General features: G+C 57.9%; 15 protein-coding genes. 7 read left to right on the plus strand and 8 right to left on the minus strand.

The window, feature by feature from the left end:
* Nucleotides 1-50 precede the first annotated feature (50 nt).
* On the minus strand, nt 51-1,586 hold the full coding sequence (locus ICA16_RS03470) for an EAL domain-containing protein (RefSeq protein ID WP_210699931.1): 1,536 nt from the start codon (nt 1,584-1,586) through the stop codon (nt 51-53).
* 115 nt (nt 1,587-1,701) lie between these two features.
* On the minus strand, nt 1,702-2,574 hold the full coding sequence (locus tag ICA16_RS03475; protein ID WP_210699932.1) for a LysR family transcriptional regulator: 873 nt from the start codon (nt 2,572-2,574) through the stop codon (nt 1,702-1,704).
* 76 nt (nt 2,575-2,650) lie between these two features.
* Between ICA16_RS03475 and ICA16_RS03480 the strand changes: the two genes are divergently transcribed.
* Nucleotides 2,651-3,598 (plus strand): DMT family transporter, encoded by a 948-nt coding sequence (locus ICA16_RS03480; RefSeq protein ID WP_210699933.1) that lies wholly within the window; start codon nt 2,651-2,653, stop codon nt 3,596-3,598.
* A 245-nt stretch (nt 3,599-3,843) separates the two neighbouring features.
* Complete coding sequence (gene hppD, locus ICA16_RS03485; RefSeq protein ID WP_150615500.1) at nt 3,844-4,920, plus strand: 4-hydroxyphenylpyruvate dioxygenase; 1,077 nt, start codon at nt 3,844-3,846, stop codon at nt 4,918-4,920.
* Between the two features lie 124 nt (nt 4,921-5,044).
* Here hppD and rarD read toward each other — a convergent pair whose 3' ends face one another.
* From rarD to ICA16_RS03500, 3 genes are all read right to left on the minus strand, one after another.
* On the minus strand, nt 5,045-5,926 hold the full coding sequence (gene rarD, locus ICA16_RS03490) for an EamA family transporter RarD (RefSeq protein ID WP_150603801.1): 882 nt from the start codon (nt 5,924-5,926) through the stop codon (nt 5,045-5,047).
* Nucleotides 5,927-6,125: 199 nt separating this feature from the next.
* On the minus strand, nt 6,126-8,249 hold the full coding sequence (locus tag ICA16_RS03495) for an acyltransferase family protein (protein ID WP_210699934.1): 2,124 nt from the start codon (nt 8,247-8,249) through the stop codon (nt 6,126-6,128).
* Nucleotides 8,250-8,452: 203 nt separating this feature from the next.
* A complete protein-coding gene (locus tag ICA16_RS03500; RefSeq protein WP_210699935.1) occupies nt 8,453-9,466 on the minus strand; it encodes an aldo/keto reductase in 1,014 nt (337 codons plus the stop codon).
* A gap of 209 nt (nt 9,467-9,675) precedes the next feature.
* On the opposite strand from ICA16_RS03500, the gene ICA16_RS03505 reads away from it, so the two are divergent.
* Nucleotides 9,676-11,628, plus strand: a complete 1,953-nt coding sequence (locus ICA16_RS03505) for a hypothetical protein (RefSeq protein ID WP_210699936.1) — start codon at nt 9,676-9,678, stop codon at nt 11,626-11,628.
* Between the two features lie 212 nt (nt 11,629-11,840).
* Here ICA16_RS03505 and ICA16_RS03510 read toward each other — a convergent pair whose 3' ends face one another.
* Complete coding sequence (locus tag ICA16_RS03510; RefSeq protein ID WP_210552825.1) at nt 11,841-13,151, minus strand: MFS transporter; 1,311 nt, start codon at nt 13,149-13,151, stop codon at nt 11,841-11,843.
* A 171-nt stretch (nt 13,152-13,322) separates the two neighbouring features.
* On the opposite strand from ICA16_RS03510, the gene ICA16_RS03515 reads away from it, so the two are divergent.
* The 4 genes from ICA16_RS03515 to ICA16_RS03530 all read left to right on the plus strand — a co-directional run bounded on the left by ICA16_RS03515 (nt 13,323) and on the right by ICA16_RS03530 (nt 19,013).
* The gene (locus ICA16_RS03515) at nt 13,323-14,447 is read left to right on the plus strand and encodes a sugar diacid recognition domain-containing protein (RefSeq protein ID WP_150615503.1); all 1,125 of its coding nucleotides are present in this window, start codon (nt 13,323-13,325) and stop codon (nt 14,445-14,447) included.
* 259 nt (nt 14,448-14,706) lie between these two features.
* Complete coding sequence (locus ICA16_RS03520) at nt 14,707-15,846, plus strand: glycerate kinase (protein ID WP_210552823.1); 1,140 nt, start codon at nt 14,707-14,709, stop codon at nt 15,844-15,846.
* A 312-nt stretch (nt 15,847-16,158) separates the two neighbouring features.
* Nucleotides 16,159-17,784 carry a methyl-accepting chemotaxis protein gene (locus ICA16_RS03525; RefSeq protein WP_210552822.1) on the plus strand — a complete coding sequence of 542 codons (1,626 nt, stop codon included), beginning with the start codon at nt 16,159-16,161 and terminating at the stop codon, nt 17,782-17,784.
* A gap of 41 nt (nt 17,785-17,825) precedes the next feature.
* Nucleotides 17,826-19,013 (plus strand): pyridoxal phosphate-dependent aminotransferase, encoded by a 1,188-nt coding sequence (locus ICA16_RS03530; protein WP_210552821.1) that lies wholly within the window; start codon nt 17,826-17,828, stop codon nt 19,011-19,013.
* Between the two features lie 142 nt (nt 19,014-19,155).
* Here the strand turns inward: ICA16_RS03530 and ICA16_RS03535 are convergent, their stop codons facing one another.
* Nucleotides 19,156-20,133: a 2-hydroxyacid dehydrogenase gene (locus ICA16_RS03535; RefSeq protein WP_210699937.1), complete on the minus strand. Its 978-nt coding sequence runs from the start codon at nt 20,131-20,133 to the stop codon at nt 19,156-19,158.
* Nucleotides 20,134-20,146: 13 nt separating this feature from the next.
* Nucleotides 20,147-21,445 (minus strand): MFS transporter, encoded by a 1,299-nt coding sequence (locus ICA16_RS03540; RefSeq protein WP_042559329.1) that lies wholly within the window; start codon nt 21,443-21,445, stop codon nt 20,147-20,149.
* Between the last annotated feature and the right edge of the window lie 49 nt (nt 21,446-21,494).

Raw genomic sequence — 21,494 nt, forward strand, 5'->3', positions numbered from 1 at the left:
TGTATCAATTTTGTGCGCCTTGTCGGCGCATCTCGCTTAAGCCCATTTAGTTAATGGTGACTTAATGCACTAATGAAGTCTGCTGCCGGCATGGGTTTGCCGTACAGATAGCCTTGCAGGAAGTTAACGTTATGCGCGGTCAGATAATCGGCTTGTGCCTGTGTTTCGACACCTTCGGCAACAATGCCCAGATCAAGCTTGGCCGAGAGTTCGATGATGGTGTCCAGAATGTGCCGCGAAAGCGCGTCAACGCCGATCATGGCCACAAAACTCTGGTCGATCTTGAGGAAATCCACATTGAATTTACGCAAGTAACCGAGGCTTGAGTGCCCGGTGCCAAAGTCGTCGATGGCGATCATCACGCCCAGTGCATGCAGTTGCTCAAACAGCTGGCGCGTGATGTCGGTGGGCTCGATCAGCTCGCGCTCGGTCAACTCCAGCACCAGGCTAACGCTGTCGGGCGCAAAAGCTGCGAGAAACTCACGGCAATCCGCGACCAGTAGCAGATCCCGGCAATGGCTCGCGGTAATGTTGATACCGATGTGAAACGGCGCGGCAAAGGTCGATGACTGGGGCCCGAGCAGCGCCGCTGTTTGCCGCATCAAGGCGCGGGTCATCGGTACGATCAGCCCGGAGTGCTCGGCGAACGGGATAAACAGGTCCGGGCGCACCAGGCCTTCCTTGGGGTGATTCCAGCGCATCAACACTTCGGCGCCCGACCATTTCTTGCTGTCGCCGTGCACCACAGGCTGGAAGTACGGAATGAACTCGCCGGCCTCCAAAGCACGTAGCATTTCGTGGCTCGGTGAAGTCGAGCGCTTCTGCACGACATGGCCGATAGCGCCCGACACCACACCGAAGAACATCAACAGGCTGAACAATGGCGGGTACTGTTCGGCCATGTAGCGCCAGGTTTCGCCCTTTGGAAAACCCGCCGACACGCTGAACGCATGACGCGAAGAGTCCAGCATTGTGTGCGCCACTGGCAGCGCGGGCAGGACGCCTTCGCGGACCTGGCCATTGGCTGACATCCAGTTATCACCCACCTGCAATAACAGCAGTGTTTGCCGGCCGATCAGTCGCAGCATGTTGCTCAGGTGATAACCATCCAGTGTCGTCAGAGCACCGCCGCGACCTTCGCTGAGTCGATACACCAGTAGCGCGGTGTTCGGTGTGACCGGATTACCATTCATCAACCACAACTTGCCCTGAACATAGTCGCCCGCTCTGACAGCTTCCTTGAACTCGCCGAACAACGAACTGCAATAGAGATTGTTGTCCCACACAAGATTGGTCGATCGCACGAAAGGGCGGCGGGTCACTTGCTCGCGCAGGGCCAGTTTGACGGTTTCACACGGTTGTCCGGCCAGCGGCAGCAGATCCCGGGCCGCCTGGGCTGTGCTGTCGAGCATCAACTCGAACTGGCGCAGCGCTTCTTCGGCAGTCTTCTGTGAACTCTGCGCAAGGGTGCGCTCGGCCTGCATGTACAGAATCACGCCACCCAGCAAGACTGGCAGCAGGGCACTGAGCAGGGTGATGGCGATGCGCACGCTACGTTTGCGGCGAGGTCTGACGGTCAACGGCATGGGCGCATCCTGTCGCGAAAAAGTGAGGCTCCCGAATTTAGTCCGGGCACCGGCGCACCGCTGAAAAACACTTCAGCCAGTGGGCAGGATAGATGGCAGATGACACTTGCGCCGCTCATTGCGGATTCAAGCGTGTTGCCAACGCAATAAAGGCCAGTGCTGCCGGTGATGCCTGACGCTGGTCGAGGACGGCGAGACCGACTTGGCGTTTAACGGCTGGCGACAGTGGTATTTTTACGTAACCGGGATGGGGCGAGTCTGGCAACGAAGCCTCGGCAATCACGGTGATCGCATCGCCCCGGCTGACCGTCTCGAGCGTACTGAGCAATTGCGAACAACGATAACGAATATTCGGTTGCAGGCGTGCGGCGTTGAACAATCGCGACACCAGTTCCGACGACCCTGCCTCGGTCAAAATGAACGGATCAGCGCAAAGCGCTTTCAGGCTCAGCTCGGATCGTGTTGCGAGGGGATGCGCAGCGGGGAGCAGGGCGACCATCTGATCTTCGATCAAGGCAAAAGTGTCGAAACGTTCTTCGGGCAGCACCACGAAACCAATGTCGATCCGCCGCTCTTCCAGCCACTGGATGACTTGCCGATCCGGTCCCTCATCAATATGCACTTCGATGCCCGGATGGGCTTGGCGATAGTGCCGCAGAATATTCGGCAACAACTTGATTGATGAAGTCGGGCCGAACGAACCGATGCGCAGCGTGCCGCGTTTCATGCCGCGGGCATCAGCGGCTTCCTGGCGCATCGTATTGGCCAGACCGAGCATGGCGCGGGCGCGCAGCAGCAATTGCTCGCCGATATCGCTGAGTTCCACTTGCGACTGATGCCGGCGCAGCAGTTCGACGCCAAGTTCCTGCTCCAGCAACTTCATTGCGTGAGACACCGCCGACTGGGAAATCCCCAAATGATGGGCGGCGAGCGTGAAACCGCGCAGTTCGGCCACCTGAGAGAATATCTCCAGTTGAGTGAGGGTCATGAGTGATTGCTCATTTTACGATGATCAGGAATGAGGTGAATGATACGCCATCTTTCCTTTCTCCCTTGGGAGTGTCATGCGAAACGTTGAGCAAACCCACGCAATTCCCTGCGCAATGCAGGTTTATCTGACGCTGGCGGCGGTCACCATGATATGGGGTGGAACATTTGTCGCCGGGCGCTTTCTGGCTGGCAGCCTTAATCCGATTTTCGCCGCCAGCCTGCGATTTTTGCTGGCCAGTGTCGCGTTACTGGGGTTTCTATGGCTGGCGCGGATTCCGTTGGCCCGACCTTCTGTGCGGGAGTGGCTGCAGTTGGCAGTGTTGGGGTTCTTCGGCATCTTCTTTTACAACCTGTGCTTCTTTTATGGTTTGCAGTACATCAATGCTTCGCGAGCCTCGTTGATTGTTGCGTTGAATCCCGCGGTGATAGGTCTCGCTTCCTGGCTGCTGTTCAAGGAGCACCTTGGGCGCGGGAAAGTCGCTGGCATCGCAATCTGCATCGTCGGTGCCGGGCTGGTGATCGTCAGTCGTAATCCGCAATTGCTGGCTGCCACGCCGGACGCATGGGTCGGCGATTTGCTGATTCTGGGGTGCGTGGTCGGCTGGGGTGTTTATTCGCTGTTTTCCCGTCGCCTTAACCAGACGCTGGGCCCGGTGCAGACGGTGACGTACTCGATCCTGATCGGCACGGCAATGCTCTGGACGCTGGCAGCAGTGCGTGGCGAATTGAGTTGGGTGGTGCTGATTGAGCTCGGCGCACCGCAGTGGCTGAGCCTCTTCTACCTCGGTGTCTTCGGCTCGGCACTGGCCTATATCGGTTACTACGATGGCATCCGCAAAATCGGTGCAACCCGCTCTGGCGTGTTCATTGCCCTGAATCCATTGACTGCGGTGATTCTCGGCGCCTTGTTGCTTGGCGAACAACTGACGCTGGCCATGGGCCTGGGCGGCGTACTGATCCTGGCGGGCATTTACCTGTGCAACAAACCCCTTGCACCGTCGCCAGAAAAGCGGATTTTATAGAGAGGGCAGACAAACCCTGTTTACGCTGTGTAGAATCGGGTTACGCATACAATAATAATTCGTCTTCTGGCAGCAGAAGCCTCGCCCGCAAGAGCCTTGGGTCGACAATGAAGATATTCGGGTTTCAACTGATCTACGGTGACTTCCTCGCCCGCAGTGTGCGTGGCATCTCCTGTGCGCCGCCCATCCACCTCATTACTGACAAATAACCCTGGTTAATTGATAAGAAATGATGAGGCGTCACCATGACCGATTTATACGAAAACCCAATGGGCCTGATGGGCTTTGAGTTCATCGAGCTCGCATCGCCGGTCCCTGGCACTCTGGAGCCGATCTTCGAGATCATGGGCTTCACCAAAGTCGCCACCCACCGCTCCAAGAATGTGCACCTGTATCGTCAGGGCGCAATTAACCTGATCCTCAACAACGAACCGAACAGCGTGGCTTCCTACTTCGCGGCCGAGCACGGCCCGTCGGTGTGCGGCATGGCGTTCCGCGTCAAGGATTCGCAGCAGGCCTACAAGCGCGCGCTGGAAATCGGCGCCCAGCCGATCCACATCGAAACCGGGCCGATGGAGCTTAACCTGCCGGCGATCAAAGGCATTGGCGGCGCGCCGCTGTACCTGATCGACCGTTTCGGCGAAGGCAGCTCGATCTATGACATCGACTTCGTGTTTATCGAAGGTGTTGATCGCAATCCGGTCGGTGCCGGCCTGAAAATCATCGACCACCTGACGCACAACGTGTATCGCGGTCGCATGGCTTATTGGGCGAATTTCTACGAGAAGCTGTTCAACTTCCGCGAAATCCGCTACTTCGACATCAAGGGCGAATACACCGGCCTGACCTCCAAAGCGATGACCGCGCCGGACGGCATGATCCGCATCCCGCTCAACGAAGAGTCGTCCAAGGGCGCCGGGCAGATCGAAGAGTTCCTGATGCAGTTCAACGGTGAGGGCATCCAGCACGTCGCGTTCCTCTCCGATGACCTGATCAAGACTTGGGATCACCTGAAGAAAATCGGCATGCGCTTCATGACCGCGCCACCGGAAACCTATTACGAAATGCTCGAAGGCCGTCTGCCGAACCACGGCGAGCCGGTTGATCAACTGCAATCGCGCGGCATTCTGCTCGACGGCTCATCGGAGCAGGGCGACAAGCGACTGCTGCTGCAGATCTTCTCGGAAACCCTGATGGGCCCGGTGTTCTTCGAATTCATCCAGCGTAAAGGCGATGATGGTTTCGGTGAGGGCAACTTCAAGGCACTGTTCGAATCGATCGAGCGTGACCAGGTTCGCCGTGGTGTACTCGCGACCGAGTAAGCGATAAAAAAGCCTGGCATCGGCCAGGCTTTTTCAGATCAAAAGATCGCAGCCTTCGGCAGCTCCTACAGGGGGATTTACCTTCCTGATGTAGGAGCTGGCGAAGGCTGCGATCTTTTGCTTTTTAAGGTCTGCGCTGGCGCATCAGATGCTTGAACCCTTCAAACACCAGCACCACTACCGCCAGCCAGATCGGAATGTAGGTCAGCCACTCAGTGGATTTGATGCTTTCACCCAGAATCAGCGCCACACCCAGCAGTAACACCGGCTCAACATAACTCAACAACCCAAACAGACTGAACGGCAACAACCGGCTGGCAATGATGTACACCACCAGCGCCGAAGCACTGATCAAGCCGAGCAGCGGAATCAGCCACATCAACCCCGGATATTGATTGAACACGTCCAGCCCTTGCTCACCACTCTGCACAAACCAGTACGCGACCGGCAGCATCAGGGTCATGTCGACCCACAGCCCGCCGAGGTGGTCGGTTTTCAGGTATTTGCGCAGCACGAAGTACAGCGGATAGCCGACCACGACCACCAGCGTCGCCCAGGAAAACCCGCCGACCTGATACAACTCGTTCAACACGCCCAGGCTTGCGAAGAACACCGCGACCTTTTGCAGGTACGACAGGCTCTCGCCATAGGCAATCCGCCCGGTCAGCACCATGGCCAATGGCAGCAGGAAGTAGCCCAGCGACACGTCGAGGCTATAACCGTTGAGTGGTGCCCACATGAACAGCCACAACTGCACGCCGAGCAACGCGGCCGAAACGATCAGCCCTGCGATGAGTTTTGGCTTGCCCGCCATCAGGCGAATCAACTCCAACACCCGCCGCCATTCGCTGGAGACCAGCATGAACACTGTCATACATGGCACTGTCAGGAGCATCCGCCAGCCGAAAATCTCCACGCCGCTCAACGGGGTGAGCAACGAAGTGAAGTAGTACATGACGGCAAACAGCACCGAGGCTGTAACCGATAAAGCGATACCTTTAGACAAACTGTCCTCGCGGGTGGGTGATCAAACGGGGCGCGAAGGATACGTGGTTTTTGTGCTGAATATTGCTCGAGTGCTCAATATTCCACACATCCGATACGGCGGTGGGTCGAATCCATTGTAGGAGCTGCCGCACGCTGCGATCTTTTGATCATGCTTTACCAAAACAGAATCAAAGATCGCAGCCCCTCCTGCAGAAAGCTTACCGAGTAGCCTTCAACGGATTACTGAAGCGCTTGAGGTACATTTGGCCGAGCTTGTAAGAGGCATAGTCGGTCACGTGGCCAATGTCACGATAGACCGGAAAACCGTCGATGACCGTCGCGCAATTGCCGTCCTGGCATTGAACACCTTTCGGATCAATAACAATCAAGCCCGGGTACTCATCCTGCAGTTCGCTGAACAGTTTCGCCAATACCGGATCTTCGCCACCCGACCATGGTGAGGTGGCGCACAGGCTGCTCTGCTCGGTGCTTCCCATCCAGCCCCGCAACTTGACTCGTTTCAACAGGCATTCGTTGATACCCGCGGGCATTGGCAGCGTGTTCATCAGGAAGATGGGCGTGGCGCCCGACTTGACGATGATATCCAGGGCTTCGCGGATCGCCACGCCGAGGCGTTGTCGGGACAGTTCGAGGCTGCGAGGGTCATCCTCTTTGGTGACGATGTCGGCGTTGAGGTAGGCCTCCCAGAATTGGCCAACGATCACGTACTCGAAATGGCTTTTGCTGATCAGGTCGTAATATTGCCGAGCGGCGGCATGGCACTTTTGATACAGCCCGCCCTTGTATTTTTTCGCGTCGTAGAGGTAAACCTTGGGCAGTGCCAGGCACGCCGGGTAACCCTGTGCGAGTGCCGACAGGTTGGCGTCTTTAGCCAGCGTTTCAACAAATCCCCAGTAATGGTTCGAAAACGAATCACCCAGTAGAAATACCTGCGGGTCTGCCTGGGCGGCACCCATGATGCAGCCAAGGTCGGTTCCATCACTGGTACCCAGGCATTTTTCCCGTTGGGCGGGCACATAAGCCTTCAGACCACTGAAGACCTGGATCGAATCTTCGCCAAAACGCTCGGGCCATCCATCGTGCTTCTTGCCGGAAGTGTGCAGTAACGAAAGTCCGATCGCGGGCACCAGCATCAGCAATATCAGGGTTTTGGTAAAGCCAGCCCTTGGCTTGCGGAATCTGTTTTCGATAAGTACGAACGAAAGCCAGGCAATCACAAACGTGGCGGCGAAGTAGATGACTGTCACCATCGGCGTAAGTGTGATGCCGATATAGGTCACGAACGCCAGGATTGGCCAGTGCCACAAGTACAACGAGTAGGAGAGGGTGCCGATAAATACCAGCGGTTTGAAGGCCAGTATTCTGGAAGTAACGCTGGCATCGCCAATGCCCCGAAAAAGCAATGCTGCGGTCGCGATACAAACCGCTATGGCGTGGTAACCCGGAAACCCCGCGAGGATATCTTCTCGCGTCGCGCAGTAGAGAATCGTCGCCAGCGCAAGCGCACAGACCAGCGATGCACCCAACCGATGGAGCCTGAATTTGTCCGTGCTGAAAATCACCGCACAGGAGCCGACCATCAATTCGAAAATTCGAGCGGTAAAGAGGTAGTAGTTTTTATCCGGCAGTGTGTGAGACCAGTACAAGGCCAGGGCCATTGCCGCCACGGTTAAACCAAGAACGGTCGCCTTGAAGGCTTTTTTCGCCACATAGCGGTTGAGCAGCCAGATGCCCAAAGGCAAGACCAGATACCACTGCCACTCGATGGCCAGCGACCAGGTGTGCAGCAGCGGCAGGGTCGCCGCATCGGGCGTGGCATAGCCGGTTGTCGCGTTGGAAAAATACTGGTTAGAGAGGAGTAACGAGGTGTACTTGGCGCTTTTCAGGAAATCGACATAGTCATCGGGCAAGTAAAGCAACGTGGTGATGATCAGTGTGACTATCAGCAACGCAATGATGGCGGGCTGTAATCGCCAGATACGACGGGTGTAGAACCCCGAAAAGCTGAACGTCCCATTGTCCAGCGACTTCATGATGATCGAGGTCGTCAGATACCCCGAGATCACGAAGAAGATATCCACGCCTATATAGCCCGACGGAAACAGCGTTAAACCGCCGTGAAAAATCAACACCAGCAGAACGGCAATCGCCCGCAGCCCGTCTATGTCTGCGCGGTATTCAATGGCAGGTTTGCGATGCGGGGTCGCAGAGGCCTGTGCCGAGGGCGAGGGGGCCTCTGCGGTTTTATCATTGGCGCCGAGTGCTTTATGCCATATCGCGCGCAAAGGCTTCCATGCAAACTCAAAAGGGCGATTGAGCATTTACTTATCCTGAAACAGTCTCGAACGATCTGATTTGTTTTTCTGATTGCGCTCAATTCATAGGAAAAAAGCGGGATGCGCAGGGTATCAGAAATGTTACAGAGATTTTTTCAATCGCCTGGGTTCAGCTCGGATCTTGTAATCAAACGACCTGTCAGCGCGGCGCATTTATTATGTGAGAGCGCCACGCTGGAGGGAAAACGTCAAACCGAATGGGGTTTACGGCCCGACACAAAATGACTGACATCGTTGAACCCCGGTGTCGATGCATGCCCGGGCACCACCAGCGAATCGATAAACGCTTCATCCTCAGCCGTGATTCTGACGGCCTGCGCCTTGGTATACGCGTCCCACTGCGCTTCCGTGCGCGGCCCGACAATCGCCGACGTCACTGCACTGTTGTTCAGCACCCAGGCAATTGCAAACTCAACCATGCCCACCCCGCGGCCCTCGGTGTATTCGTTAATTTGCTGAGCAATGCGCAACGACTCGACCCGCCATTCGGTTTCCAGAATGCGCTTGTCCTGACGCCCGGCACGGCTGTTGGCGTCGGGTGTTACATCCGGGGCGTACTTGCCGCTGAGCACGCCACGGGCCAGCGGACTGTAAGGCACCACGCCGAGGCCATAGGTCTGCGCCGCGGTAATCTGCTCGGTCTCGGCCTGACGGTTGACGATGTTGTACAGCGGTTGACTGATGACTGGCCGATCAACGCCGAGTTTATCGGCGATGCGAATCACCTCGGCAATCCGCCAGCCGCGATAGTTCGACAAACCCCAGTAACGGATCTTGCCCTGACGAATCAGATCGCCAATCGCCGCCACCGAGACCTCCAGCGGCGTGTTGTGGTCTTCGCGGTGCAGGTAATAGATGTCGAGGTAATCGGTGCCGAGCCGGGTCAGGCTGGCATCAATGCCGTTGAAAATGTGTTTGCGGCTCAGGCCGCTACGGTTCGGCACACCGTCCACCGGGCCGAAACCGACCTTGGTCGCCAGCACCCATTCATGGCGATTACCGGCAATCGCTTCACCGACGATCTCTTCGGAGCGGCCATTGGTATACACGTCGGCGGTGTCGATAAAGTTGATGCCCTGATCCCACGCCTTGTCGATGATGCGCAGCGATTCCTCAGTGCTGGTCTGCTCGCCGAACATCATCGTGCCGAGGGTGAGGGTGGAGACCTGCAAGCCCGAGTGACCCAGAGTGCGATAGCTCATGCCGAAATCCTTTTGTCGGTGGGAAAGCGCTAATCAAATACCAGAATCACCAATGTCGGCAACCGCATAACTATCTAAGCCAGCACATAACCGCTCGTCGCTACTGTCAGATCTGACAGTAGGCAGATGTGCGTTGAGTCAGGCCTGATCGAGCCAGACGACATCGACCAAAAAGGTCAGCGTCAGTGTGTGAAATCAGGAGCGTTTTCATGTCAACTGAACCATTTGATCCAGTGCCAGCGGATGAAACCGGACTTAACCTTTATGCGCCGCAGCTCCCCGACAGCAATACGTCCGTGGTCGGTGCCGACTGTGGTATCGCGATAGCGTTTTATGAGCTGAGACCCAACGGGGCGAAAGTGATTATCAACCCCTATCTGGGCCAGGAGCCGCTGGACACGGTGTCACTCAATTTAAACGGCGAACTGCGGGTCGCCAGCGGGCAGACCCATTCCAAGGATGATCCGATAACGCTGCACATCCCCAAAAACAAGTTGAGATCCGAGCCGGGTTATATCAATGAGCTGACCTACACAGTCAAGCGTACTACCGGTGCTGAAGAAACATCGCCATTTCCTTTGACGATCCTCTACAACGCCATACGTCCCGGCATTGAAGATCAGATCAAGGGCGATGAAGGGCATTCCGAACTGGAACTCATATTGCCTAGGGATGTAATCGAGGATGGTATCGACGCCGATCACGCGACACAGGGAGTGCAGGTTTATTTCTCATACCCGTATTGCCGGGCGTACGACAAGATTCTGCTCAATTGCAATGGCCATGATGTTTACCGGGATGTTCATCCGGATGAAGCTCCATCTATCCCCACCAGCGTGCCGACAAAAATTGGCCTGCTACTCGATAAAGAGGTATTCGAGCGCGCCGGTGATCATCCGCAGTTTTCCTTTTCCTACACCGTCAGCGATCAGATTGGTAACGGCGCCGATCTGAACTCGCCATGGTCGGCGGCTATTCCGGTGGATGTAGACCTCAGCAGCAGCCGGATGGGGCCTCCCGATATCGCTGAAGACGCGGACGATCCCTACGATGCTCCGGATACCATTGACCTGAACAAACTCGGCAGCAAGGATCTGACCATTCAAGTGCATGTATTTGCCCCTTTGTGGGCACTTCACGACACCATCCGCGTGAAGTACGTCGCAACGACGAGTGCTGGAGTGGTGGCCGAACATGTGTCTGAAACTACTGTCGGTCGAATTCCATTTGTGCATCGACCACTTATACCTAACGCAAAGGTGATTGCCGACAGTGCAGTCAGGGTGACTTACGAACAGGTGCGATCAGGCGTAGTCACTGCGCGATCAAAAAATGCGCGGGCGCGAGTAGTTGTGAAACCCGTAATCATTTCGGTGAAAAACTCGTTCGGCGAAGAAATGGAAAACGGCGGGACAGTCTCTGACAACAAAGTCATGTTGGCGGGCACTGCGTTGGCGGGCGCCGTGTTGCATGTTTATGAGGGCACAACGTTCGTTGAGGAAGTTCAAACCGACTCGAAATATAAGTGGCAGAGCTCGTTTATCAAGATTGCAATTGGGGAGCGTCGTTTCACCGTCAAGGAAAAAAACGGCAACCAATTTGTATCCGAACGTTGGTTGCTTGAGCGTCTGGCGCTCAGTATCGAGCGGACGCAGATGAAGCTGAACGGTTTTTCGGTGAAGGTTCCGCAATGGCCGAAAACCTGGGAGGACTCGATAGGCAATACCGCTATAAGAACACCCATTGGCGGGGTTCCGCCGTATGACTTCGCGTCTTCCGATCCGCTGACTGTGCCTGTGACTGCCGCAGGGAAAGTCGTAGGGCTTAAACAGGGAGTGGCGAGTATCTATGTCACCGATCAGGAAGGAACGACGCTCTCGTATCTAGTCGCGGTCACGAATGTTTATCGGTTGGAAATTAGCAATACATTGTTGGATTTTTATGAGGCCGATGCATGGAGGATTTCGCTGGGAGGACGCCATACTCATTATAACGGCTTTACAAATGATCTAATTCGCACCTACGTGCCTCCGGCTCGTGATCCGTATTTATGGTGTTGTGAAACAAAAGGGCGTTGGGGGGTATACATGCGAGAGAATTACTCGTTCAATACCACTTATGTACTTCATAAGTGGGCCGCATGGTGCTTGGTTCCTATTTGACGCAAAATTCCCGTAGTCGGCAGATATTATTGTTCCGCCATATAAGGATTTTTAACTACGAGAGACTGTATCTGCAACCCATTCTGTTTGCGCTATCAGCAATTATTGAAACTATTAAGTAAAACATCGCAGTCTGCGCAAACATCTACACGGTATACACAAATCCCGTGCAGGAGCCACCGCAGGCTGCGATCTTTTTGATACTGCCCGAATCAGGCCCGCAACGTCCGCGTCATGCGCAACGCCAACAAACTCCCGCCAACAATCACGCCCGCCAACAGATACAACGCCGCATCCGTCGATCCGGTGCTGTCTTTGACCCAACCCACCAGGTACGGGCTGAGGAATCCGGCCATCTGCCCCATCGAGTTGATCAACGCCAACCCACCGGCAGCAGCGCCCGCACTCAACATGGCCGTCGGTACCGGCCAGAACATCGGCAGGCCGGTCAGCGCGCCCATGGTCGCGATGGTCAGACCCAGGATAGCGATAGCCGGATTGCCGGCGAAATTCACCGCAATCACCAGGCCGATCGCACCCATGAGCATCGGTACCACCAGATGCCAACGCCGCTCTTTGCGCAGGTCCGCAGAACGCCCGACCACCAGCATGAACACGGCCGCCAGCAGATACGGAATAGCGCTCAACCAGCCGATCACCAGGTTATCGCTGAAACCGAGGTTCTTGATGATCGACGGCAGCCAGAAGTTGATCGCGTAGACGCCGCTCTGGATGCAGAAGTAGATCAGGCCGAACGCCCAGATCGCCGGGTTCTTGAACACCGCCAACAGCGAATCGGTGGTGGTTTTCGGTTTGTTCGCCAGGTCCTCGGCTTGATCCGCTTCCAGTACTGCACGCTCGTGCGCGGTCAGCCATTTAGCGTTGGCAAAACTGTCGCTCAGCAGGAAGTAAGCGAGCAGGCCCAGCACCACGGTCGGAATGCCTTGCAGCAAAAACATCCACTGCCAGCCGGCCAAACCGCCCTGGCCCGCCGCGAAGTGATTGAGAATCCAGCCCGAAAACGGGCTGCCGAGCAAACCGGACACCGGTATCGCCGACATGAATAGCGCCATGATCCGGCCCCGGCGGAAGGTCGGGAACCACTGCGAGAGATACAGCACAACGCCCGGGAAGAACCCGGCTTCGGCCGCACCGGTAAACAGGCGCAGGGTATAGAACTCGGTCGGCGTGGTGACGAACAACAGGCAGGTCGACAGCGTGCCCCAAGTGATCATCATCAGCGCAATCCAGCGCCGCGGACCGAATTTGGTCAAGGCCAGATTGCTCGGTACGCCGCACAGCACGTAGCCGATGAAGAAAATCCCGGCACCGAGGCCGTACACGGTTTCGCTGAATTTCAGCGCGTCGAGCATCTGCAGTTTGGCGAATCCAACGTTTACCCGGTCGAGGTAGTTGAACAGGTAGCAGATGAAAATGAAGGGGATCAAGCGGAGGGTAATGCGTTTATAAACGGCGTTCTTATCGTCGTCGATGGTCTGGGTAGCTGCGGCGCTCTGCGACATAGCGGCTCTCTCTTTATTATGATTTTTTGCGATGCAAAGGGTAACGTTGATCGCCCTGAGAGTCTCGGCCACCTTCGGCCAGATTGTCTTTGTGCCTGAGCACAGGGTTTGCCACCAGACCCTGTGCGGGTGACCAACTGTCCGCGCCTGTTTAATAGGATTTCAGCCGTTATGTTCGAACTCGATCACGACCTCGCTCAGGACATCGTCGACCGGGCCATGGCCATTTTGCCGTACAACGTCAACGTCATGGACAGCCAGGGCTTGATCCTCGGCAGCGGCGAGCCGGAGCGCATCAACACCCGACACGAAGGTGCGCAGTTGGTGCTGGCCAACGGTCGTGTGGTCGAGATCGACGCGCCGACAGCCATGCATTTGAAGGGTGTGCAGCCGGGGATCAATCTGCCGCTGTGGCTCGATCAGCGCTTGATCGGTGTGCTGGGCATTACCGGCGAGCCAGAGCATCTGCGCACTTACGCCGAACTGGTGCGCATGACCGCTGAAATGCTGGTGGGCCAACGCAATCAGCAGGCCGAGCAGCAATGGCGGCGCCAGCGTTGCGATGATCTGCTCGCCTTGCTGCTGAGCGAAGCGGGGGATTCACCGCGTCTGGTCGACGAGGCGCAGCAACTCGGGCTCAAGCCGCAATTGACGCGTGTGCCGTATCTGTTCGAGTTGGGTCTTGAGCACGGCCCGGGGCAAACGGTCGAAGCGCTGAGTGCCTGGCTGACCTCGCGATACCCGGACAGTTGGTGCGTGAGTTCGGCCAAGTCGTCGCTGCTGTGGTGTCGGCCGGCCAGTCAGCACGTCGAGCATGATCGCCTTCTTGAAAAGCTCGACGGCCTCGGCTGGAAGATCCTGCGCATCGCCGTCGGCGGGCAGGCGGATGGTCTCACCGGATTGCGCCGTTGTTATCGCCGGGTCGGTGATCTGCTCGCCTATGGCCGCGAGGTGTTGCCACATTCGCGCCTGTTGACCCTCAATCGCTATCGTCTACCGGTCATGCTCTGGCGCCATCGCAACGACGATGCGCTCGATGAATTGCTCAAACCCCTGCGCAAGGTAATCGCCAAGGACGGCAACGGACAATTGCTGGCGACGCTGCGTAGTTGGTGTGATCACGATGGCCAGAGTCAGGCCTGCGCCGATGCGTTGGGCATTCATCGCAACAGCTTGCGCTACCGAATGGAGCGGATTGCCGAGATCAGCGGGGTGGATCCGCTAAGGCTGGAGGGGATGCTGGCGTTGTATCTGGGTGTGCAACTCCTACCCCAAACAGACCCGGCTCTCTTGTAGGAGTTGCCGCAGGCTGCGATCTTTTGATGTTGTTTTTCCAAGATCAAAAGATCGCAGCCTGCGGCAGCTCCTACAGGTCTGTGTTTGCAATGGCCCCCTGTGGGAGCTGGCTTGCCAGCGATGGGGTCGGAACATTCAGCAGCAATCCCGGGCCTTTTGTAGAAATGAACAATAAACGCCTGCGCCACTTGTGCAGCAGACAGGCGTCAATGCGCATGCCGACTGGCAGCATGAAGGGCATTGGAACTGGAGAATTCACATGAAAATCGTCATCGCCCCCGATTCGTTCAAGGACAGCCTGAGTGCCCAAGGCGTTGCCGAGGCCATTGCTCTGGGACTGGCGCAAGTCTGGCCGCACGCGACGCTGGTCAAATGCCCGATGGCTGACGGTGGCGAAGGCACGGTCGAGTCGATTCTGGCGGCGTGCGAGGGCGAGCTGCGTCGCACTAGCGTGCGTGGCCCGCTGGGCACGGCAGTTGATGCCGCGTGGGGCTGGTTGCCGCACAACCACACGGCAATCATTGAGATGGCCGAGGCCAGCGGTTTGCAACTGGTGCCGCCGGGGCAACGCGATGCGTGCATCAGCAGCACGTTCGGCACCGGCGAACTGATTCGCGCCGCGCTGGATGCCGGTGCGCAACGGGTGATCCTGGCGATTGGCGGCAGCGCCACCAACGATGGCGGCTCTGGGGCGATGCAGGCGTTGGGTGTGAAATTGCTCGACGCACAAGGCCAAACGCTGGTGCCGGGCGGTTTGGCATTGGCGCAGTTGGCGCGTGTCGATTTGACCGGGCTTGATCCGCGTCTGGCGCAGGTGCGGTTTGATATCGCGGCGGACGTGAATAATCCACTGTGCGGCCCGCACGGTGCCTCGGCGATTTTCGGACCGCAGAAAGGGGCATCGCCAGCACAGGTGCAACAACTCGATCAGGCCCTCGGCCATTTCGCGCAATTGTGCGCGGAGGTGCTGGGCAAGGACGTGCGCGATGAACCGGGCAGCGGCGCGGCGGGGGGATTGGGTTTTGCCGCCAAGGCATTTCTCGGCGCGCAGTTTCAGGCCGGGGTCGAGGTGGTTGCCGAACTGGTCGGGCTGGCCGAAGCCGTCAAGGGCGCGGATCTGGTGATTACCGGCGAAGGGCGCTTCGATGCCCAGACGCTTCGTGGCAAAACCCCGTTCGGCGTAGCGCGGATTGCCAAGCACTATGCAGTGCCGGTGATCGTTATCGCCGGTACCCTGGGTGACGGTTATCAAGAACTCTATGGCCACGGCATCGATGCCGCTTTCGCCGTGACCAGTGGCCCGATGACGCTCGAACAAGCTTGCGCCGAAGCACCACGACTGCTGCGCGAACGCGCTACCGATATCGCCCGCGTGTGGCAACTCGCCGCAAAACCCTGAGACATCCGCACTGTAGGAGCTGCCGAAGGCTGCGATCTTTTGATCCTGGTTTTCAAACATCAAGATCAAAAGATCGCAGCCTTCGGCAGCTCCTACATAAAGCGCTGTCGACATCGGCGGCCAGGTGTTTCATTGCTGTAACACCCTGAAAAATATTTCATCTTTACCCACATCCTTCCTCAAGCCTGGCCGATACAGCCAATAGGCGCGCACAACAAATCTCAAAAACAGTGACGCCGCACTGAAGCCCGCCCCACGGGCTGATGATCACGGCATGGATGCTCGTAGTTTCTATCCTCCGAGAGTCCAACTATGTCCTTGCGTAACCTGAATATCGCGCCCCGTGCGTTCCTCGGTTTTGCCTTCATCGCCTTGCTGGTGATCGTGCTCGGCATGTTCGCCGTCAACCGCATGTCGATCATTCGCCAGGCGTCAATCGACATGGACTTAACGCAACTGCCCAGCGTGACGCAACTCAGCGTGGTGACGGAAAACGTGCTGCGTCTGCGGATTCTATCGTTCCGCGTACTGGTCAATCGCGAGCCCACTGGTTTGCAAGAGGCGCAGGCCCGCATCAATGTGTTGGTGGACAAAGTGCGCAATGCTCAAGCCAGCTATGCCGCGCTGCCCGCAGGCCCGGAAGAACGGGCGCTTTACCAGACATTCGTCACGACGCTGGACAACTACCTGCAAGCGCAGAACCAGATGATGGAGCTGTCGCGTCAGGACAAGCTCGACGAAATGCGCACCTTGATCAACACGCGCATCAAGGACGGCACCGACCAGATGGGCGAGCAGCTCAACAAGCTGATCGCAATGAACGCTGCCGATGCAAAAGCCGCGTCGATTCAGGCCGGCAAGTATTACGACAGCGCCATCACCGGCATCATCATTGTCGCCGTCGTTGCTGCGCTGGCGACCGTGCTGCTGGCCTGGCTGCTGACCCGCAGCATCGTCACCCCACTGAACCGCGCCGTTGAAGCAGCGCGAACCATTGCTGGCGGCAACCTCAGCAAACTCATCGAAGTCGATGGCAAGGACGAACCGGCTCGCCTGCTCGAAGCCCTCGCAGCGATGCAAACCAACCTGCGCCAAACCATCGAACAGATCGCCGGATCCGCCACGCAACTGGGTGCCGCTGCCGAAGAACTCAGCGCCGTGACCGAAGAAGCCTCGCGTGGCCTGCAACAGCAGAACAATGAAATCGAACAAGCAGCCACCGCCGTCAACGAGATGACCGCTGCTGTCGAGGAAGTCGCGCGCAACGCCGTGTCGACCTCCGAAGCGTCGAACCAGTCGACTCACGCCGCCCGCGAAGGTCGCGATCAAGTGGTGAAAACCGTCGACGCGATCCAGACCATGACCCACGACGTGCAAAACACCTCGCAAATGATCGAAGGCCTCGCCGCACAGGGTCGCGACATCGGCAAGGTGCTCGACGTGATCCGCGCCATCGCCGAACAGACCAACCTGCTGGCGCTCAACGCCGCCATCGAAGCAGCGCGTGCTGGTGAAGCCGGACGCGGTTTTGCGGTGGTGGCGGACGAAGTGCGGGCGCTGGCTCATCGCACCGCGCAGTCGACGCAAGAGATCGAAAAAATGGTCGCCGGCATCCAGAACGGCACTGGCGAGGCGGTTTCGTCGATGCAACAAAGCAACCAGCGCACCCAATCCACCCTGGAAATGGCCCGCGCCGCCGGCGTTGCGCTGGAGCAGATCACCCAGTCGATCCACCAGATCAACGAACGCAACCTGGTCATCGCCAGCGCGTCGGAAGAACAGGCGCAGGTGTCGCGCGAAGTCGACCGCAACCTGGTCAACATCCGCGACTTGGCCACTCAATCGGCCGCCGGCGCCAACCAGACCAGCGCAGCGACCCACGAACTGTCGCGCCTGGCAGTGGATTTGAACGCCATGGTGGCGCGTTTTGTGATTTGAGATAGGGTGAAGGCTGGACACTGCGCAATCAGGAGACGTGCATGCGCTATTCAGCCTTGACCCAACGAATCGCCGGCGAAGGCGCAGCGGCATGGCAAATTCACGACCGGGCGTTGGAGTTGCGCGCCCAGGGGGTCGACATTTTATTGCTGAGTGTGGGGGATCCGGATTTCGATACGCCGCTGCCGATCATCCACGGCGCGATCGACAGTCTGCTGGCGGGCGACACCCATTATTCCGAAATCCGTGGCCGCCTGGCCTTGCGCAAGCTGATTGCCGAACGTCATCGGCGAAGCAGCGGCCAAGTGGTCGATGCCGACCATGTGATCGTGATGCCCGGGGCGCAATGCGCCGTGTATTCGGTAGCGCAATGCCTGCTTGATCCGGGTGACGAGGTGATCATTGCCGAACCGATGTACGTCACCTATGAAGCCGTTTTCGGTGCGTGCGGGGCGACGGTGGTGCCGGTCCCGGTTCGCCCGGAAAACGGCTTTCGCGTCGACCCCGCCGATGTCGCGGCGCGCATCACGGCGAAAACCCGTGCCATGTTGCTCAACAGCCCGAACAACCCGTCCGGCGCGAGCCTGTCGTTGCTGATCTGGCAGGAATTGGCCGCGCTGTGCGTGCGTCATGACTTGTGGCTGATCAGCGACGAGGTCTATAGCGAACTTCTCTACGAAGGCCAGCACATCAGTCCGGCGAGCCTGCCGGGCATGGCCGAACGCACGGCGACAATCAACAGCCTGTCGAAATCCCACGCCATGACCGGCTGGCGTATCGGCTGGTCGATCGGGCCGAAATCGTTGGCGGGGCACTTGGTCAATCTGTCGTTGAGCATGCTCTTTGGCCTGCCGGATTTCGTGCAGAAAGCCGCCGAAGTCGCGCTGGAAACAGACCTGCCGCAAGTGACGCAGATGCGTGATGAGTATCGCCTGCGCCGCGACCTGGTTTGCGAGCGCTTGCAAGGTTGCCCGGGGCTGCATCCGGTGCGTCCTGATGGCGGCATGTTCGTGATGGTCGATGTGCGTCAGACCGGACTCGGCGCGCAGGCATTTGCCGAACGATTGCTGGAAGGGTATGGCGTTTCGGTGCTGGCCGGGGAGGCGTTCGGGCCCAGTGCGGCGGGGCATATTCGCATCGGGCTGGTGGTGGATCGAGTGAAACTGGCGGATGCCTGCGCGCGGATTTCACTGTGTGCGGCGCAGCTGTTACAGGCGCGTAGTGCCTGATGTTTTGATAGTGCCTGGGCTGGCCTCATCGCGAGCAGGCTCACTCCTACAGTGATTTGTGGTGTACACAAAATTACCTTGCACCGGGACCCTTGTAGGAGTGAGCCTGCTCGCGATGACGGCCTACCAGACACTGGAAATCTCAGCCCTGCCAAACCAATGGATTCACCAGATTCAAAGGTTTCTCCCCACCCAACGCCAGCAACAGATTCTCCACCGCACACCGCGCCATCGCCTCGCGTGTCTCGTGCGTCGCCGAGCCCATATGCGGGGTTGCCACCACGTTATCCAGTTGCAGCAACGGCGAATCCTGATTCAACGGCTCACGCTCGAACACATCCAGCCCCGCCGCACGAATCCGTTGCTGGCGCAGTGCATCAACCATCGCCGCCTCGTCCACAACCTTGCCGCGCGAGATGTTGATGAAGATGCTTTCCGGACGCATCAACGCAAACTGCTCGGCGCCGATCAATCCTTCGGTCTGCGCCGTCAGCGGCAAGGTCAGGCAGATGAAATCGGCCTGCTTGAGCAAGTCTTCCAGGCTGCGATACTGCGCATCGAAACGCGCCTCGACCGCCGGTTTACGTGACTGGCTGTGATAAATCACCGGCATGCCAAATCCGAAATGACCACGCTGGGCCAGCGCCTCGCCAATGCGGCCCATGCCGATGATGCCCAGCGTCTTGCCATGCACATCGGTGCCGAAATGCGCCGGGCCGAGGTTGCGCTGCCACTGACCGCTGCGCACCATGTTCGCCAGTTCGACCACGCGCCGCGCGGCGGCAAGGATCAATGCGAAACCGGTGTCGGCGGTGGTTTCGGTCAGCACGTCCGGAGTGTTGGTCAGCAGAATCTTGCGGCGGGTCAGGTAATCGATGTCGTAGTTGTCGACGCCCACCGAAACACTGGCAATGGCCTCCAGATGTGGCGCCAGATCGAGCAATGCAGCGTCGAGTTTCAGGCTGGCGCCGAGCAAGCCGTGGGCGCGGGGCAGGGCATCACGCAGTTGCATGAGGCCGTCGGCATCGAGGCTTTCGATCAGCGTCACATCAAACTGATCTTGCAGGCGCGCCATCAGCGCGGGCGATAGTTTCTTGTACAGAACGATCTGTTTTTTCATGGCAAGGATCTCTTCAGGAGTGAGCCGGCACGGCAGGCGTGGCGACGGCTTTGGCCACGACGCGATCACTGGCGCCGGGCTTGAGGAAAATCGTCAGCACCACCGACAGCAGCAGCGCGCCGCTCATCAGCAGATACGAAGAACCGGGCGAGCCGGTCGAGCTGTTCAGGTAACCCACCAGGTACGAGCCGCCGAACGAACCGAGCGCACCCATGCTGTTGATCAGCGCCATCGCGCCACCGGCAACGTTGGCCGGAAGAATCTCCGGCACGATCGCGAAGAACGGCCCGTAAGGCGCGTACATGCAGGCGCCAGCGATCACCAGCAGCGTGTACGACCACCAGAAATGTTCCGCACCGAGCGCGTACGAACCGTAAAACGCAATGGAAGCAATCAACAGCGGCGGCCAGACGAAGCGTTTGCGTTTTTGCAGTTTGTCCGAGCCCCACGACACCACCAGCATGCCGATCACGGCCGCCAGATACGGCAGCGACGACAGCCAGCCGGCCTCGATCATGTCCATTTGCGCGCCAGCCTTAAGGATCGACGGCAACCACAATACAAAGCCGTAGACGCCGATGCTCCAGCAGAAAAACTGCAAGGCCAGAATGATCACCTTCGGCGAACGGAACGCCTCGGCGTAATTCTTCACCGCTTTGATGCCGACCTGTTCGGCGGCCAAGGCGCTTTCGAGATCGTGTTTTTCCTGGTCGCTGAGCCACTTGGCCTGGGCCGGACGATCATCGGCCAGTTTCCACCAGATAAACGCCCAGAGCACCGCCGGCAGACCTTCAATGATGAACATCCAGCGCCAGCTGAAATGCTGCACCAGATAACCCGACACTACCGACATCCACAGCATGGTCACCGGGTTGCCGAGGATCAGAAAGGTGTTGGCCCGTGAGCGTTCGGCGCGGGTGAACCAGTGGCACAGGTAAACCAGCATCGCCGGCATCACCGCTGCTTCGACCACGCCGAGCATGAAGCGGATGACGATCAGCCAATAGGCATTGCTGACCACGCCGGTCAACGTCGCGAGCCCGCCCCAAAGGATCAGGCTGACGAAAATCAGTTTCTTCACGCTGTGTTTTTGCGCGTAGATCGCGCCGGGTACCTGGAAGAAAAAGTAGCCCAGGAAAAACAGGGCACCGAGCAATGAGGACAGGCCTGGTGTGATCATCAAGTCTTCGGCCATGCCGGACGCGGCCGCGAAACCGTAGTTGGCGCGATCCAGATACGCCAGGCTGTAAGTGATGAACACGATGGGCATGATGTACCACCAGCGGCGGGCGGCTAGGGTTGCAGTTTTCATGGGTGTTGCTCCTGAGCTTGTTGTTTTTGTCGCAGCAGGTTCAAAAAAT

The sequence above is a fragment of the Pseudomonas anatoliensis genome (genome assembly GCF_017976235.1).
Taxonomy (GTDB): domain Bacteria; phylum Pseudomonadota; class Gammaproteobacteria; order Pseudomonadales; family Pseudomonadaceae; genus Aquipseudomonas; species Aquipseudomonas anatoliensis.

What these genes read in the sequence shown, in the direction of transcription:
- ICA16_RS03505 (WP_210699936.1), top strand. Translation starts at nt 9,676, where the DNA reads ATGTCAACTGAACCATTTGATCCAGTGCCAGCGGATGAAACCGGACTT.
- ICA16_RS03510 (WP_210552825.1), bottom strand. Translation starts at nt 13,151, where the DNA reads ATGTCGCAGAGCGCCGCAGCTACCCAGACCATCGACGACGATAAGAAC.
- ICA16_RS03500 (WP_210699935.1), bottom strand. Translation starts at nt 9,466, where the DNA reads ATGAGCTATCGCACTCTGGGTCACTCGGGCTTGCAGGTCTCCACCCTC.
- ICA16_RS03475 (WP_210699932.1), bottom strand. Translation starts at nt 2,574, where the DNA reads ATGACCCTCACTCAACTGGAGATATTCTCTCAGGTGGCCGAACTGCGC.
- ICA16_RS03530 (WP_210552821.1), top strand. Translation starts at nt 17,826, where the DNA reads ATGCGCTATTCAGCCTTGACCCAACGAATCGCCGGCGAAGGCGCAGCG.
- hppD (WP_150615500.1), top strand. Translation starts at nt 3,844, where the DNA reads ATGACCGATTTATACGAAAACCCAATGGGCCTGATGGGCTTTGAGTTC.
- ICA16_RS03480 (WP_210699933.1), top strand. Translation starts at nt 2,651, where the DNA reads ATGCGAAACGTTGAGCAAACCCACGCAATTCCCTGCGCAATGCAGGTT.
- ICA16_RS03470 (WP_210699931.1), bottom strand. Translation starts at nt 1,586, where the DNA reads ATGCCGTTGACCGTCAGACCTCGCCGCAAACGTAGCGTGCGCATCGCC.
- ICA16_RS03535 (WP_210699937.1), bottom strand. Translation starts at nt 20,133, where the DNA reads ATGAAAAAACAGATCGTTCTGTACAAGAAACTATCGCCCGCGCTGATG.
- ICA16_RS03515 (WP_150615503.1), top strand. Translation starts at nt 13,323, where the DNA reads ATGTTCGAACTCGATCACGACCTCGCTCAGGACATCGTCGACCGGGCC.
- ICA16_RS03525 (WP_210552822.1), top strand. Translation starts at nt 16,159, where the DNA reads ATGTCCTTGCGTAACCTGAATATCGCGCCCCGTGCGTTCCTCGGTTTT.
- ICA16_RS03495 (WP_210699934.1), bottom strand. Translation starts at nt 8,249, where the DNA reads ATGCTCAATCGCCCTTTTGAGTTTGCATGGAAGCCTTTGCGCGCGATA.
- ICA16_RS03520 (WP_210552823.1), top strand. Translation starts at nt 14,707, where the DNA reads ATGAAAATCGTCATCGCCCCCGATTCGTTCAAGGACAGCCTGAGTGCC.
- ICA16_RS03540 (WP_042559329.1), bottom strand. Translation starts at nt 21,445, where the DNA reads ATGAAAACTGCAACCCTAGCCGCCCGCCGCTGGTGGTACATCATGCCC.